The organism is Reyranella massiliensis 521, assembly GCF_000312425.1.
In the GTDB taxonomy this organism is placed as follows: domain Bacteria; phylum Pseudomonadota; class Alphaproteobacteria; order Reyranellales; family Reyranellaceae; genus Reyranella; species Reyranella massiliensis.
This window is the reverse complement of the sequence record NZ_HE997181.1, coordinates 5,689,446-5,704,113: the sequence shown is the minus strand read 5'-3', so window position 1 is coordinate 5,704,113 and position 14,668 is coordinate 5,689,446. Positions and strand designations below refer to the sequence as shown.

Annotated in this window: 11 protein-coding genes; 8 read left to right on the top strand and 3 right to left on the bottom strand. The window is 66.9% G+C overall.

What is annotated here, in order from left to right; all coding sequences use genetic code 11:
* Positions 1–110 precede the first annotated feature (110 nt).
* The 7 genes from ahcY (at position 111) to trxA (ending at position 10,487) form a co-directional block, all read left to right on the top strand.
* The gene (gene ahcY / locus BN60_RS27860; RefSeq protein ID WP_020699486.1) at positions 111–1,505 is read left to right on the top strand and encodes an adenosylhomocysteinase; all 1,395 of its coding nucleotides are present in this window, start codon (positions 111–113) and stop codon (positions 1,503–1,505) included.
* Between the two features lie 61 nt (positions 1,506–1,566).
* Entirely contained in the window at positions 1,567–2,010 is a 444-nt protein-coding gene (tsaE, locus tag BN60_RS27855; protein ID WP_020699485.1) for a tRNA (adenosine(37)-N6)-threonylcarbamoyltransferase complex ATPase subunit type 1 TsaE, read from the top strand.
* The gene (locus BN60_RS27850) at positions 1,997–3,001 is read left to right on the top strand and encodes an aminoglycoside phosphotransferase family protein (protein ID WP_051150199.1); all 1,005 of its coding nucleotides are present in this window, start codon (positions 1,997–1,999) and stop codon (positions 2,999–3,001) included. The genes tsaE and BN60_RS27850 overlap by 14 nt, the downstream gene beginning before the upstream one ends.
* Complete coding sequence (locus tag BN60_RS27845) at positions 2,998–3,690, top strand: nucleotidyltransferase family protein (RefSeq protein WP_020699483.1); 693 nt, start codon at positions 2,998–3,000, stop codon at positions 3,688–3,690. The genes BN60_RS27850 and BN60_RS27845 overlap by 4 nt, the downstream gene beginning before the upstream one ends.
* Entirely contained in the window at positions 3,687–6,623 is a 2,937-nt protein-coding gene (gene addB, locus BN60_RS27840; protein WP_020699482.1) for a double-strand break repair protein AddB, read from the top strand. The genes BN60_RS27845 and addB overlap by 4 nt, the downstream gene beginning before the upstream one ends.
* On the top strand, positions 6,620–10,084 hold the full coding sequence (addA, locus tag BN60_RS27835) for a double-strand break repair helicase AddA (protein WP_020699481.1): 3,465 nt from the start codon (positions 6,620–6,622) through the stop codon (positions 10,082–10,084). The genes addB and addA overlap by 4 nt, the downstream gene beginning before the upstream one ends.
* Positions 10,085–10,169: 85 nt before the next feature.
* Entirely contained in the window at positions 10,170–10,487 is a 318-nt protein-coding gene (gene trxA, locus BN60_RS27830; RefSeq protein ID WP_020699480.1) for a thioredoxin, read from the top strand.
* Between the two features lie 10 nt (positions 10,488–10,497).
* On the opposite strand, the gene BN60_RS27825 is transcribed toward trxA, so the two are convergent.
* From BN60_RS27825 to BN60_RS27815, 3 genes are read right to left on the bottom strand one after another with little or no spacing between them, the layout of a single operon-like run.
* Positions 10,498–11,790: a bifunctional folylpolyglutamate synthase/dihydrofolate synthase gene (locus BN60_RS27825; RefSeq protein WP_020699479.1), complete on the bottom strand. Its 1,293-nt coding sequence runs from the start codon at positions 11,788–11,790 to the stop codon at positions 10,498–10,500.
* A gap of 7 nt (positions 11,791–11,797) precedes the next feature.
* Complete coding sequence (accD, locus tag BN60_RS27820; RefSeq protein WP_020699478.1) at positions 11,798–12,688, bottom strand: acetyl-CoA carboxylase, carboxyltransferase subunit beta; 891 nt, start codon at positions 12,686–12,688, stop codon at positions 11,798–11,800.
* Between the two features lie 37 nt (positions 12,689–12,725).
* Positions 12,726–13,940: a D-alanyl-D-alanine carboxypeptidase family protein gene (locus BN60_RS27815; RefSeq protein WP_051150198.1), complete on the bottom strand. Its 1,215-nt coding sequence runs from the start codon at positions 13,938–13,940 to the stop codon at positions 12,726–12,728.
* Between the two features lie 71 nt (positions 13,941–14,011).
* Between BN60_RS27815 and BN60_RS27810 the strand changes: the two genes are divergently transcribed.
* Complete coding sequence (locus BN60_RS27810; RefSeq protein WP_020699476.1) at positions 14,012–14,665, top strand: MBL fold metallo-hydrolase; 654 nt, start codon at positions 14,012–14,014, stop codon at positions 14,663–14,665.
* Positions 14,666–14,668 lie beyond the last annotated feature (3 nt).

Sequence of the window (14,668 nt, the reverse complement as noted above, 5' to 3'; positions counted from 1 at the left end):
AATTCTTGCTTATATGTTGATGGCGCGCGTTGAGGGGCTGTCGGGCCGCTGATATGACACGCTCGCTTTTCGCATCGCCCCCCTCCCCATTTCCCTACCAGGAGCGCCAAATGGCCCAGGATTACATCGTCAAGGATATCGGGCTCGCCGATTGGGGCCGCAAGGAACTCGACATGGCCGAGACCGAAATGCCGGGCCTCATGGCCATCCGCAAGGAATTCGGCCCCAAGAAGCCGCTGAAGGGCGCGCGCATCGCCGGCTCGCTGCACATGACCATCCAGACGGGCGTGCTGATCGAGACGCTGAAGGCGCTGGGCGCCGACGTGCGCTGGGCCTCGTGCAACATCTACTCGACGCAGGACCATGCCGCGGCTGCCATCGCCAAGGCCGGCACGCCGGTCTTCGCGATCAAGGGCGAGAGCCTCGAGGAGTATTGGGATTACACCCACAAGATCTTCGAGTGGGGCGACGGCGGCGAGCCGAACATGATTCTGGACGATGGCGGCGACGCCACCCTGCTGGTCCATCTCGGCGCCCGCGCGGAGAAGGACCCGTCCCTGATCGCCAAGCCGACCAACGAGGAAGAGGAAGTCCTCTACAAGGCGATCGCCAAGACCAACAAGGAAAAGCCCGGCTGGTACGCCAAGCTCGGCGCCTCGATCAAAGGCGTCACCGAGGAGACGACCACGGGTGTGCACCGCCTCTACCAGATGGCGAAGGAAGGCAAGCTCCTGTGGCCGGCCATCAACGTCAACGACTCGGTCACCAAGTCGAAGTTCGACAACCTCTACGGCTGCCGTGAGTCGCTGGTCGACGGCATCCGCCGTGGCACCGACGTCATGATGTCGGGCAAGGTGGCGATGGTCGCGGGCTTCGGCGACGTCGGCAAGGGCTCGGCCGCTTCGCTGCGCCAGGCCGGCTGCCGCGTCATGGTCTCCGAAGTCGATCCGATCTGCGCGCTGCAGGCGGCGATGGAAGGCTACGAGGTCGTCACGATGGAAGAGGCGGCCCCGAAGGCCGACATCTTCGTCACCGCGACCGGTAATGTCGACGTGCTGACGCTCGAGCACATGAAGGCGATGAAGCACCGCGCCATCATCTGCAACATCGGTCACTTCGACAGCGAAATCCAGATCGCAGCCTTGCGTAACTTCAAGTGGCACAACGTGAAGCCGCAGGTCGACGAGGTCGAGTTCCCCGACGGCAAGCGCATCATCGTCCTGTCGGAAGGCCGCCTGGTGAACCTGGGCAACGCCACGGGTCATCCGAGCTTCGTGATGTCGGCCTCGTTCTCCAACCAGACGCTGGCCCAGATCGAGATCTGGACCAATCCGGGCAAGTACGAGAAGAAGGTCTACACCCTGCCGAAGGTGCTGGACGAGAAGGTCGCGGCTCTCCACCTCGAGAAGGTCGGCGCCAAGCTCACCAAGCTCCGTCCGGACCAGGCCAAGTACATCGGCGTGCCCGAGGCCGGCCCGTTCAAGGGCGACCTCTACCGCTACTAGGAACGCCTTCAGGCGCCTAGCTGCCCACAGGGGCGTACATGCTAAAAGTCGGCATCGAAAGATGCCGACTTTCTCTTTGCCCCTTGCCGATGAAGCCGCGACCGAGCGGCTGGGCGCCGCCCTGGCCGCCCGCCTCAGGCCCCGCGACGTCGTGGCCCTCGAGGGCGGCCTCGGCGCCGGCAAGACGACCCTGGCCCGCGCCATCCTGCGCGCCGCCGCCGGTGATCCCGAATTGATCGTGCCCAGCCCGACTTTCACGCTAGTCGAGATCTACGAGACGCCCGGCGTCTCGTGGTGGCATTTCGACCTCTATCGCCTGGAGCAACCCGAGCAGGTGTTCGAGCTGGGCTGGGAGGAAGCGCGCGCCGAGGGCGTGGCGCTGGTCGAATGGCCGGAGCGGCTGGGCCCGCTGCTGCCGCGCGATCGGCTTACCGTCCGGCTCGCCATCGAGGGCGAGGGACGGCGCGCCACACTTGAGGGAGAGGCCCGTTTTGGCGACATCTGAACGCACTCGACTGCGTGCCGAGTTCGTGCGCGCTGCCGGTTGGGGCAATGCCGGCGAACGCCTGCTGGCCGGCGACGCCTCGTTCCGCAAATACTACCGGCTGATCCGGCCGCGCGAATCCGCGGTCGTCATGGATGCCCCGCCGCCGCAAGAGGATGTCCGGCCCTTCGTGCGCGTCGCCCGACACCTGATCCGCCTCGGCCTCAGCGCACCGCAGATCCTGGCCGAGGATCCCGAACACGGCTTCCTGCTGCTGGAGGATTTCGGCGACGATACCTACGCCCGCGTGCTGGCCGCCGGTGGCGACGAGAGCGAACTCTATCGGCGCGCCACGGATGTGCTGGTCGAACTCTACCGGGCCGGCGCCCCTGCGGCCCTCTCGGACATCGGCGCCTATGCCGGCGAGGCCCTGATCGAAGCGGCAATGCTGCTGCCGGAATGGTACCTGCCGGCCGCAACCGGCAAGCCGACGCCGCCGGAAGAGACGGCACGCTACATCGCGGCCTGGCGGGAATGCCTGGCGGCCGTGCCCCCTGCCGACGATGCACTGCTGCTGCGCGACTACCACAAGGACAATCTGCTCTGGCTGCCGTCACGGCCTGGTGTGAAGGCCTGCGGCCTGCTCGACTTCCAGGATGCCCAGCGCGGCCATCCCTCCTACGACCTCGTCTCGCTGATCGAGGATGCCCGCCGCGACGTGACGCCCGCGGTCCAGGCGGCCTGCCTCGACCGCTACATCGGCGGCGCGGGCATCGCCGACGCCGTGGGCTTTCGCACCGGCTTCGCCGTCATGGCGGCGCAGCGTCATGCCCGCATCATCGGCGTGTTCGTGCGGTTGCTGAAACGCGACGGCAAATCGGACTATCTGCAATATCTGCCGCGCGTGTGGCGCATGTTCGAGCACGCGCTGCAACACGAGGCCCTGACACCCCTGCGAAGCTGGGTCGACAGGATGCTGCCTCCTCCCCTGCGCCATTTCGGTGCGCCATGATCCGGACGGCGATGATCCTGGCAGCGGGCCGCGGCGAACGCATGCGACCGCTGACCGACTCGACGCCCAAGCCGCTGATCCCGGTGGCGGGTCGCTCGATGCTCGAACGATCGATGGATCGTCTGCAGCGCCACGGCGTTCAGAACATCGTGATCAACGTCCATCATCTCGGCGGCCAGATCGCCGACCGCCTGCGCGGCCGCGCCCGCATCCTCCATGAGGATCGGCTGCTGGACACCGGCGGCAGCGTTCGCAATGCGCTGCCGTTGCTGGGCAACGCACCGTTTTTCGTGCTGAACGGCGACGGGCTATGGCGCGACGGCGAAAGCTCGATGTTGGGCCGCCTCGAAGCTGCGTGGGATCCGCGCCGTATGGACGCCCTGCTGCTGCTCCATCCGCTGGCGACCGCCATCGGTCACGAAGAGAGCGGCCGCGGCGACTACTATCTCGAACCTGATGGCCGCGCCCGGCATCGCGGTACGGCCGAGACCGCGCCGTATCTTTTCGCCAGCGTCTCGATTTGCGATTCGCGGCTGTTCCAGGGCTCACCGGAGGGCCCCTTTTCGCTGGTGAAACTGTGGACGCGGGCCGAGCAGGCCGGCCGGCTTCACGCACTGGTGCATGACGGCCAATGGTTCCATATCGGCACGCCGCAGGCGCTGGCCGAGGCGGAACGCGTGCTGGGATGAAAGGCGTCTTCTCGATCGGCATAGATCGGCGCTTTGCCGACGAGCTGGCGCGCGGCGTGCTGGCCGAACAAGGCGGCGATCCCTTGGCTCTGGCCGACATGCTGATCCTCGTACCGACCCGCCGTTCGGTGCGGGCCCTGCGCGAGGCCTTCCTGCGCGCCGCCAATGGCAAGCCCACGCTCCTGCCACGCATGGCGCCGCTGGGCGACGTCGACGATGGCGAGTGGGAAATCGCCTCCGGCGACAGCACGGCGCTCGCCCTGCCACCTGCCATCACGCCAGCGGAACGCGAAGCGCTGCTTGCCCGGCTCGTCGCCCGCTTCAAGGACGAGCTGGATCAGCCCATTGCCCCGTCGGCCGCACAAGCGCTCAAGCTTGCCCGCGAACTCGCCAGCCTGCTCGACGAGCTGGCCATCGATGGCGTGCCGTTTGAGAAACTGGAAACCCTGGTCGAGGGCAACTTCGCCAGCCACTGGCAGCGCACGCTGCGCTTCCTGGCCATCGTCGGCGAGCATTGGCCGGCCATCCTGGCCGACCGTGGACAGATCGACGCCCTCGACCGCCGCACACGCTCGATCCGACTGCAAGCGGAGCGGTGGCGCGAAAAGCCGCCCACGATGCAAGTGATCGCCGCGGGCTCGACCGGCTCGCAGCCCGCGACCCGCGAACTTCTGTCGGTCATCGCCGGCCTGCCACATGGTGCCGTCGTGCTGCCGGGTCTCGATCGAGAGATGGACGACGGGAGTTGGGCCAAGCTCGAACCCAGCCATCCCCAATTCGGCCTCCGCGAGCTGCTGGCTGCCCTGAAGCTCGAACGGCGTGCGGTCCCCGATTGGCCAGGCGGGCCGGGCGATGCCGCACGTCGCCAATTGATCAGCGAACTGATGCGGCCGGCGGAGACCAGCGAGGTCTGGACCCGTCCAAGCGCCGCCGCCCTCGACCATGTGACGCGCGCCGATTGCGCGACGCCCCATCACGAAGCCGTCGTGATCGCCCTGGCGATGCGCGAGACGCTCGAAACCAAGGCCCGCACGGCGGCCCTCGTGACCCCCGACCGCGACCTCGCCCGCCGCGTCGCCGCCGAGCTGCGGCGCTGGAACATCGAAGTCGACGACTCCGCCGGCCAGTCTCTTGCCGACACGCCGCCCGCGACCCTGCTGCGCGCGCTGGTGACTTCCGTCGATTCAGGCTTCGCGCCGGTCGATCTGCTGGCGCTGCTGAAGCATCCGCTCTGTTCGCTCGGTCTGCCGCGTCCTGCCTTGCTCGATGCCGCGCGCCGCCTCGACCGCAAGGTCCTGCGCGGGCTGAAGCCGGCGCCGGGATTGAAAGAGCTGCAGGAGCTGATCGCGGCGAAGAAATTCGGCGACGATGCGGACCGACGGCAGGTCATGGACCTGATCGACCGCCTCGATGCCGCCGTGGCCGACCTGGTTGCGGCCATGGCCAACGAGGCCACACCACATGCGCTGATCGAGGCGACTCTTGCCACGGCCGAAAAGCTCGCGTCTGCCGAAACGCTTTGGGCCGGCGACGCCGGGGAAGCGCTGGCCGATGCACTCGCCCGCCTGCGCGACGCCTGGATCGACCAGCCGCCGATCTCCGGTGGCGAATGGCCGGCCTTGCTCGCGACCATGCTGGCCACGGAAACCATCCGCCCGCGCTTCGGCCGGCATCCGCGGCTTGCGATCTGGGGGCCACTGGAAGCGCGTTTGCAGCGCGCCGACCTGCTGATCCTGGGCGGACTGAACGAAGGCACCTGGCCGCCCTCGGTCGAAACCGGCCCCTGGATCAACCGGCCGATGCGCGCCGCACTCGGCCTGCCTCAGCCCGAGCGCCGCATCGGCCTGTCGGCACACGATTTTGCCTCGGCCCTCGCAGCCGAAGCGGTCCTGCTGACGCGCGCCGAGCGCGAAGGCGGCGCGCCCACCGTACCGTCGCGCTGGCTGGCGCGGCTCGATGCCTTGTTCGGCTACGATCCCGAGAGCGGCGGGCCGGCACCGGAATATATCCAGCGTGGCCGCCACGAGCTTCTCGCCTGGGCCGAGAAACTCGATTCGTCGGACTACTACGAGCCGCGGTCGCGACCGCGACCGACACCACCAATCGACTCGCGGCCGACACGGCTCACCGTATCGGACATCGAACAATGGCGGCGCGACCCCTACGGGCTCTATGCGCGGCGCATCCTCAACCTCGAAGCGCTCGACCCGCTGGAACAGGAGTTGGGCGCAGCCGAGCGTGGCTCCAGCCTGCATGCGGCGCTCGACGAGTTCCTCAAGACCTATCCGTCGGGCCTGCTGCCATCCGATGCGTTGCGGCTCTTCGAGCAGATGGGCGAAAGGCATCTCGAAGCCGTTCTCACCGCACCGGCGGAAAGGGCGTTCTGGTGGCCGCGCTTCCAGCGATTGGCTCGCTGGTTCATCGCCACCGAGAATGCGCGCCGTGCTGCCGGCACCAGGTTGCTGGAGGGCGAGACCGATGGCGCCATCGGGGTCGGCGGACTCACGATCAGGGGACGCGCCGACCGCATCGACGAGATCGAGCCCGGCGGCTGGGAGATCATCGACTACAAGACCGGCCGCGTGCCTTCGCCCAAGGAACTGGAGGGCTTGTTCGCGCCACAGCTCCTGCTCGAAGCGGCAATGGCCACAGATGGCGGCTTCGAGAAGATCAAGGGCAAGGCCCGCACCGTGCATCTCTCCTACTGGCAGGCCAACGGTCTCGGCGACGGCGGTGCGGTGAAGGAGATCAAGGCGAGCGACGAGCTGGTGCCGAAGATGATGGCTCTCGTCGCCAAGATGGTGGCCCACTTCGGCAATCCCGCGACGCCTTACGAAGCCCTGCCCTGGCCCGAGTTCATCCCGCATTTCAACGACTACGCCCATCTCGAGCGCGCCGCCGAATGGTCGTCGTCGGGCGGAGGCGAGGAATGAGCGACGCGTTCGATCCCATCGCCTTTGCCAGCGGCGAGCAGCGCAAGGCGACGACACCCGGCCATTCCGCCTGGGTCGAGGCCAATGCCGGCACCGGCAAGACCAAGGTGCTGACGGATCGCGTGACGCGGCTGCTGCTGGCAGGCGTCCGGCCCGAGCGCATCCTCTGCCTCACCTTTACCAAGGCGGCCGCCGCCGAGATGCGCAATCGCCTCGCCAGCCAGCTCGGCCGCTGGGCGATGGCCGACGACGCGGTACTGGCGGAACAGGTCACCAAACTGATCAATGAGCCGCCACAAGCAGAGCAGAAGGTATTGGCGCGTCGGCTGTTCGCACGCGTGCTCGATGCGCCGGGCGGCATCAACATCCTGACCATCCATGCGTTCTGTCAGGCGCTGCTGAAGCGCTTTCCGCTGGAAGCCGGCGTGGCGCCGGGCTTCGAGGTGATGGACGAGGCCGAAGCGGCCAGCCTGCTGCGTCAGGCGCAGGACGACCAGATCGAGGCTCTCGCCCAGCCGGACGCGCCAGAGGAACTGAGTGCGGCGCTGACAACGGTCGCCGGGCGAATCTCGATCGCCGAGTATGCCGAGCTGATGGGCAAGCTCCTGACCGAGCGGGCCTGGCTGCTGGCGCGCCTTGCCGGCAACGATGGGCTGGACCGGCTGCGCCGGCGTCTGGCGAAGCAACTGGGATGCGATCAGCCGTTTGAAACGACGCCGGACGAAGGATCCCTGCGGGCGGCTGTGACGGCGCTCGCCGGCGGCGGCAAGCAGGACGCGGAACGGGCCCGTCGGATTGCCGCCTGGCTCGATGCGCCGGATCGGAATGCGGCCCTCGACGATTACGCGCCGGCCTACTTCACTGAAAAGGGAGACGTGCGCAAGACGCTGGCCACCAAGGCGGCAGTCAAGCTGATGTCGGATATCGACGCCGTGTTGCGCGATGAAGCGGAGCGGCTCGGCCTCGCCATGAACCATGCTCGCGGCTCGACTCTGGTCGAGCTCACGGTAGCCCTGCTGCGGCTCGGCCTCGACATCACGCAGCGCTACGGCAAAGCCAAGCAACGGCGGGCCGTCCTCGACTATGACGATCTGATCGTCGCCACCCGCCGGCTGCTCGACGGCGCCGGCCGCGCCTCCTGGGTGCTCTACAAGCTCGACGGTGGCATCGATCATGTACTGGTCGACGAGGCGCAAGATACCAACCCGGACCAGTGGGAGGTGATCCGCCAGCTCACCGAGGAGTTCTTCGTCGGCGAAGGCGCCGTCGACCGGCAACGCACCATCTTCGCCGTCGGCGACACCAAGCAGTCGATCTTCGGCTTCCAGCGCGCCGACCCGCGCAAGCTCGCCGAGATGCGGCACCAGTTCGCCGACAAGAGCGACGTCGCACAGAAGCCTTTCGTGCCGATCCAGCTCACCGTTTCGTTCCGCTCGACCCCGGCCGTGCTCGACGCCGTCGATTGGGTGTTCAGCCTCGACGAGGCAGCCGAGGGTGTCGCCCAGCCCGACCTCGACGTGCAGCATTTCTCCAGCCGCAAGACCGAACCCGGAAGGGTCGAACTCTGGCCGCTGGTTGCCGCCGAAAAAGTGGAAGCCGATACGACCGACTTGGAGGCTCCGCGCGATTCGATGCTGGCACCGCACGACAGGCTCGCCCGCCTCATCGCCGCCCACGCCGGCAGCCTGATCGGCAAGGAGCGGCGAGCGCGTGGCGGCGAGCTGCTGCATGCCGGGCATTTCATGGTGCTGGTCCGCCGCCGCAATGCCTTCGTCAACGCCCTGGTACGTGCGCTGAAGCAGGCCAATATCGCCGTTGCAGGCGTCGACCGGCTGAACCTCGGCGAAGAACTCGCCATCCAGGACCTGCTGGCGATGGCCCGCTTCGTGCTGCTGCCGCAGGACGATCTCAACCTCGCCTGCCTCCTCAAATCGCCGCTGGTTGGGTTGGACGAAGAACAGCTCTTCACCTTGGCCTACAAACGTCCGGGCCATCTCTGGCGGTCGTTGCGCGCGCACGCGATGGAGCCTGCCTTTGCATCAGCCTATGAACTTCTGTCGAAATGGCTGGCACGCGCCGATCTCACGACGCCCTTCGACTTCTTTGCCCAGGCGCTCGGCCCCGAGGGCGGTCGACGGCGCCTGCTCGAACGGCTGGGCCACGAGGCCTCCGATCCGATCGACGAATTGCTGGCACGCGCGCTCCAGTACCAGCGCATAGAGGCGAGCTCGCTGCAGGGCTTCCTGCGCTGGTTCGAGGCGGGTGGCGGCGAGATCAAGCGCGACCTCGACGCCAACCGCCGGCGCGAGGTGCGCATCCTCACCGTGCATGCCTCGAAGGGCCTGCAGGCGCCAATCGTCTATCTACCCGACACGACGAGGGTGCCGCGCGATTCGGAGAGGCTGCTGGCCGCCGAGGACGGCAACACGCGGCTCTGGCTGCCGCGTACCGACGACGCCAACGAGGCCGCGCGCGAATGGCGTGCCGAGGTGCGCAAGCGCTCGCTGCAGGAGCAGAACCGTCTGCTTTACGTCGCCATGACCCGGGCCGAGGATCGCCTCTACGTCGGCGGCTGGATCGGCACGCGCCGGCAGGATCCCGGTTGCTGGTACGATCGCATTGCCGCCGGCCTGCAGGCGAGCAGCGCCTCCTCAGATGGCGGGCGCTTGCGCGCTACACCACGCGACTTCGACTTCACGGCTCTGCTGCCAGAGATCGGTTGGACCGGCGACGGCTACGAGCTTGCCAACGAGGGGCGCATCGCCGAGCCCGCTCAGCGCGAGTTGCCGCTCCCGCAAGTCGCCGCGCTGCAGGACTGGATCCACCGCCCCGCGCCGGCCGAACCCGATCCGCCGACACCGCTAGCCCCGTCGCAGCCGCTGCCCGACGAGGCGGTGTCCGAGCCGCGCGCCTTCAGCCCGCTGGCGACCGACGATCCGCGGCGCTGGCAGCGCGGCCTGTTGCTCCATGAGCTGCTGCGCCACCTGCCCGCGCTGCCGCCTGCGGAACGTGCTGCGGCTGCGCGTCATTTCCTGGCACAACCCGCGCACGGCCTCGCGACAGAAGATGTCGAGCGCTGGGCCGCAGAGGTGTTGGCGGTCACCGAGGCACCGGAACATGCGGCCCTGTTTGCCGAAGGATCGCGTGCCGAGGTGCCGTTGATCGGCACCGTTAAGACGCCGCGCGGCACCTTCACGGTCAGCGGCCAGGTCGACCGGCTTGCGGTTTCAGCGCGCGACGTGCTGATCGTCGATTTCAAGACCAACCGGCCGCCGCCTCAGTCGGCCGACGACGTGACTCTGGCCTATCGACGCCAGCTCGCGCTTTATCGCGCCCTGCTGCAGCAGATCTATCCCGGCCGCACGGTGCGTGCATTCCTGCTCTGGACAGCGACGCCGCGGCTCATGGAAATTTCTGCAGAAACTCTAAGCAATTCAATGCCTTACGCCTCGGCATCTTGACTTGAAGCCCCCCGGTTCCTAGCTTGGGAACCAAGGGCGGCGCCGGTCCATCGATCGGCCGGCAGTGTTTTCGGGAGAAACCTACATGAGTGTCAAAGCAACCGATGCTTCCTTCGAACAGGAAGTGCTGAAATCCGACACGCCCGTCCTCGTCGACTTCTGGGCGGAGTGGTGCGGCCCCTGCCGCATGATCGGCCCCTCTCTGGAAGACATCGCCAAGGAGATGGACGGCAAGCTCAAGGTCGTGAAGGTCAACATCGACGAGAACCCGATGGCGCCGACGCGCTACGGCGTGCGCTCGATCCCGACCCTGCTGCTGTTCAAGAACGGCCAGGTCGCCGCGACCAAGATCGGCGCCGAGCCGAAGCAGAAGCTGGTGAGCTGGATCAACACCGTCGTCTGATCGGCAGGTTCTAGCCGTTGCGGACCAGGACTTCGCCCGCAAGGTAGAGCGAACCACAGATGAGAATGCGCATCGGCGCGGGCTGGGTGGCCAATAGGTCTTCCAGTGCCGCGCCGATGTCGTTTGCGGGGACGCAATCGAGACCGACATCGGCGGCCTTCGCGCAGGCTTCCTGGGGCGTGTAGGCAGCGTGGCCTTCCGGGAACGGCACGGCGCGCGCCGCCGTGGCGTAGCGCGCGAGCGGCCGCAGGAAGCCCGAGGCGTCCTTGGTCGTCTGCATGGCGAAGATGAGATAGAGCGGCAGCGCCGCCGGCTCCTTTGCCCACTCCGCAGCCATGCGGCCAAGCACGATGCCGCAATCCTCATTGTGGCCACCATCGAGCCAGAGTTCGCTGCCGGGCGGCAGCGCGCCCGGCAGCGGCCCCTTGGTGAGACGTTGCAGGCGTGCAGGCCATTCGACGGACGCGAGTCCCTTGCGGATTGCAGCGTCGCCAATGTCGAAGCGCGCGGCCCGCAGACGCTCGATGCAGGCGACAGCGGTCGCAGCGTTGTCGATCTGATGCACGCCCACCAATGCAGGCGCAGGCAGATCGAGCGTGAGAAGGTCGCTTTCGTAGCGGAAACCCGACTCCTGCGGCGTCACCTGCCACTCGCGGCCCATGCGAAACAGGGGCGCCGCGAGCTTGTCCGCCTCGGCCTCGATGACCTGTGCACTCACCTCGCGCTGACGACCGATCACGGCGGGGGTCGCGCGCTTGATGATGCCGGCCTTCTCCCAGGCGATACCTTCGAGCTTGTCGCCCAGAAAGCCGGTGTGGTCATAGCCGACCGGCGTGATGGCGGACAAAGCGGGCTCGATCACGTTGGTGCTGTCGAAACGGCCGCCCATGCCGACCTCGATGATGCCGAGTTCGGCCGGCACGCGCGAGAACGCCAGCAACGCGAGCGCCGTCGTGATGTCGAAGAAGGAAATCGGCGTGTCGCCGTTGGCCTCTTCGCATTCCGTCAGCAGCTCGTCGAGGTCGTCGTCCTCGATCAGCTGGCCGGCAATCCTGATCCGCTCGTTGAAACGAACCAGATGGGGCGAGGTGTAGACATGCACGCGATAGCCGGCGGCCTCGGCCATCGCCCGCAGATAGGCGACGAGAGAACCCTTCCCATTGGTGCCGGCGACATGGACAAGCGGCGGCAGCTTCTTTTCGGGTGAACCCAGTGCGTTCAGCAGACGCTCGATGCGCTCCAGCCCGAGGGTGATCACCCTCGGATGATGGCTCATCAGACGCTGGACAATGGCGTCGCTCACAGCCGGCTCAGCGGCCGGCGACGGCCAGCCCGCGGCCTTCGGCGATCAGGGGATCCATGAACAGCGAGACCATACGGATCAAGGTCTCGCGCAGCTTGTGGCGGTGGACGACGGCATCGACCATGCCGTGCTCGTACAGATACTCGGACCGCTGGAAACCTTCCGGCAGTTCCTGACGGATCGTGTCCTGAATGACACGCGGGCCGGCGAAGCCGATCAGCGCGCCGGGCTCGGCAAGATGGACGTCGCCCAGCATGGCGAACGAGGCCGAGACGCCGCCGGTCGTCGGATCGGTCAGCACCACGATGTAAGGAAGCCCCGCGCCCTTGACCTTGCGCACGGCGATGGTGGTGCGCGTGAGCTGCATCAGCGAGAGGATGCCCTCCTGCATGCGCGCGCCGCCCGACGAGGAGAAGACGATCAGCGGCGCCTTGCGGGCGACAGCGAGTTCGGCGGCCATGACCAGCCCCTCGCCCACGGCCGTGCCCATCGAGCCGCCCATGAAGCCGAAATCGAGCAGCGCCACGATGGTGAGCCGGCTGCCCATCAGGCCGCTCGACACGACCAGCGCATCGGTCGAGCCCTCGGCAGTGGCCTGCGCTTCCTTGAGCTTGGCGTCGTAGCGCTTGGTGTCGCGAAACTTGAGCGGATCGACCGGCACCCGCGGCAGCGGATGCAGCTCGTACTTGCCGTCGTCGAACAGATGCGGCAGGCGCTTCAGCGGCCGCAGCCGCATGTGATGGCCGCAATGATTGCAGACTTCCTGGTTGGCTTCCCAGTCGCGCGTGAACAGCATCTGCTCGCACTTGGGGCACTTTACCCAGAGATTATCCGGCGTCTCCTTGCGGGCGACCAGCGCGCGCAGCTTCGGACGGACGAAATTGGTCAGCCAATTCATGCCGGCGGTATCGCACGAATGCCCATTGCGGCCAAGCTCAGCGCCAGAAGCCCGAGAAGGGCGCCACGAAGTCCCGAGGTTTCTTCACTTCGCAGAAAGATTTCCGCGCATGGTAGTCGGCACAGAGCTTCTGGGCCGCGGCGGGCTCCAAATCGGCGATGATGGCGGCCTGTCGGGTCACCTTGTTCGACGTGACCGGCAGAATGTACTCCTTGCCGAGCGTGGTGGTGCCCATCGTGCCCAGTCGCGCTTGAGCGGCATCGAACACATTCTTTGCGGCCCTCCAGTCTCCGTAGGTGCCGAGCCACACCGCATCGCCCGGCATGTCGTAGCGGATGGTGCCGCATTCGCCATACGGCAACACCATCGCCGGTCCGTTGCCGCCATTGCGCAACTGCCAGACCTTCGGGCGGTTGCCGCCGGTCTTGAGCGCGAAGGCTTCGTCGAACAGGCGCACCAGGAATTCGTCACGCAGGTCGGCGCGCCGGAAGCCGAAAGCCACGGCGACGAGCCGGCGGCCGTCGCGCACGGCACTACCCACGATGTTGAAGCCGGAGGCGCATACGAAGCCGGTCTTCAGGCCGTCGGCGTAGGGCGCATAGAGATCGAGGAATTTGACGCCGGGGCCGACCTTGGTCTTGCCGAGGAAGAATTCCTGCGTCCGAAAGTAGCTGTAGTACTGCGGAAAGTCCTTGAGCAGGGCGAACGCCAGGATCGCCATGTCGCGTGCCGTCGTCTGCTGCGCATCGTCCGGCAAGCCGTTGGCATTGCGGAACTGCGTCGCCGTCATGCCGAGCCGCACGGCGGTTTCCGTCATGCGCTGCGCGAAGACGGGCTCAGATCCCGACAGGCGTTCGGCGAAGGCCGTGGCGACATCGTTGGCCGAACGCGCGACCAGCGCCTGCACCCCCTGCTCGACCGTGATCGACTGGCCGGCCGCCAGCACCAGCTTGGAAGCAGGCTTGGCGCGGGCATTCTCCGTGAAGGCAAGCGTCGACCCGAGTTGCAGGCGACCTGCCTTCAACTCCTCGAAGACGAGGTAGATCGTCATCATTTTGGTGAGCGAAGCGGGCTGCCAGGAGATCCCGGCATTGCGTTCCACCAGGACCTCTCCGGTCGCGACATCGACGGCGAGGTAGGGACCAGCCGGCACGGGCCCCGACGGCGAGGCCACCGTCGCGATCTGGGCTCGCGCGGGCGCTGCAAGGAAACCGATTAACCCCAAAAGGCACAGGAGAAGACGCGCGCTCATTGTCACCGATACTCGAGGGGATGGCAGCATACGCCCTTCCACGCGCCGGCGGGAGGCATTAGATCGAAGGCATGCTCAAGGTCATGATCGCCCCCGTCACCCCGTTTCAGCAGAACTGCTCCATCGTCTGGTGCGATGAAACCATGGAAGGCACCGCCGTCGATCCCGGCGGCGACTTCGACATGCTGCAACAAGCCATTGCCGAACAGGGCATCAAGATCACCAAGGTGCTGCTGACCCACGGCCATGTCGACCATGCCTCGGCTGCCGGCACCATGGCCGAGCATTACGGGGTCAAGATCGAGGGGCCGCACGAGGACGACCTGTTCCTGATCGAGGGCCTGCCGGACTCCGGCCGCAAGTACAACTTCCCGGCCTACAAGCCGTTCGTGCCCGACCGCTGGCTGACCAACGGCGAGACCGTGCAGCTCGGCAAGATGACGCTGGATGTCGTCCATTGCCCCGGCCACACACCGGGCCATGTCGTCTTCGTGCACAAGCCCTCGAAGGTGGCCTTCGTCGGCGACGTGCTGTTCCGCGGCTCGATCGGTCGCACGGATTTCCCGCGCGGCAACCACGACCAGCTTCTGACCTCGATCCGCAAGCGCCTGTGGCCGCTCGGCGACGACATCACCTTCGTGCCCGGCCACGGCCAGACCTCGACCTTCGGCTGGGAACGCAAGACCAACCCGTTCGTCGCCGATCTCAACTTCGACGACGAGTGAACG

What these genes read in the sequence shown, in the direction of transcription:
- ahcY (WP_020699486.1), top strand. Translation starts at nt 111, where the DNA reads ATGGCCCAGGATTACATCGTCAAGGATATCGGGCTCGCCGATTGGGGC.
- accD (WP_020699478.1), bottom strand. Translation starts at nt 12,688, where the DNA reads ATGAATTGGCTGACCAATTTCGTCCGTCCGAAGCTGCGCGCGCTGGTC.
- addA (WP_020699481.1), top strand. Translation starts at nt 6,620, where the DNA reads ATGAGCGACGCGTTCGATCCCATCGCCTTTGCCAGCGGCGAGCAGCGC.
- BN60_RS27815 (WP_051150198.1), bottom strand. Translation starts at nt 13,940, where the DNA reads ATGAGCGCGCGTCTTCTCCTGTGCCTTTTGGGGTTAATCGGTTTCCTT.
- trxA (WP_020699480.1), top strand. Translation starts at nt 10,170, where the DNA reads ATGAGTGTCAAAGCAACCGATGCTTCCTTCGAACAGGAAGTGCTGAAA.
- BN60_RS27810 (WP_020699476.1), top strand. Translation starts at nt 14,012, where the DNA reads ATGCTCAAGGTCATGATCGCCCCCGTCACCCCGTTTCAGCAGAACTGC.
- addB (WP_020699482.1), top strand. Translation starts at nt 3,687, where the DNA reads ATGAAAGGCGTCTTCTCGATCGGCATAGATCGGCGCTTTGCCGACGAG.
- tsaE (WP_020699485.1), top strand. Translation starts at nt 1,567, where the DNA reads ATGCCGACTTTCTCTTTGCCCCTTGCCGATGAAGCCGCGACCGAGCGG.
- BN60_RS27845 (WP_020699483.1), top strand. Translation starts at nt 2,998, where the DNA reads ATGATCCGGACGGCGATGATCCTGGCAGCGGGCCGCGGCGAACGCATG.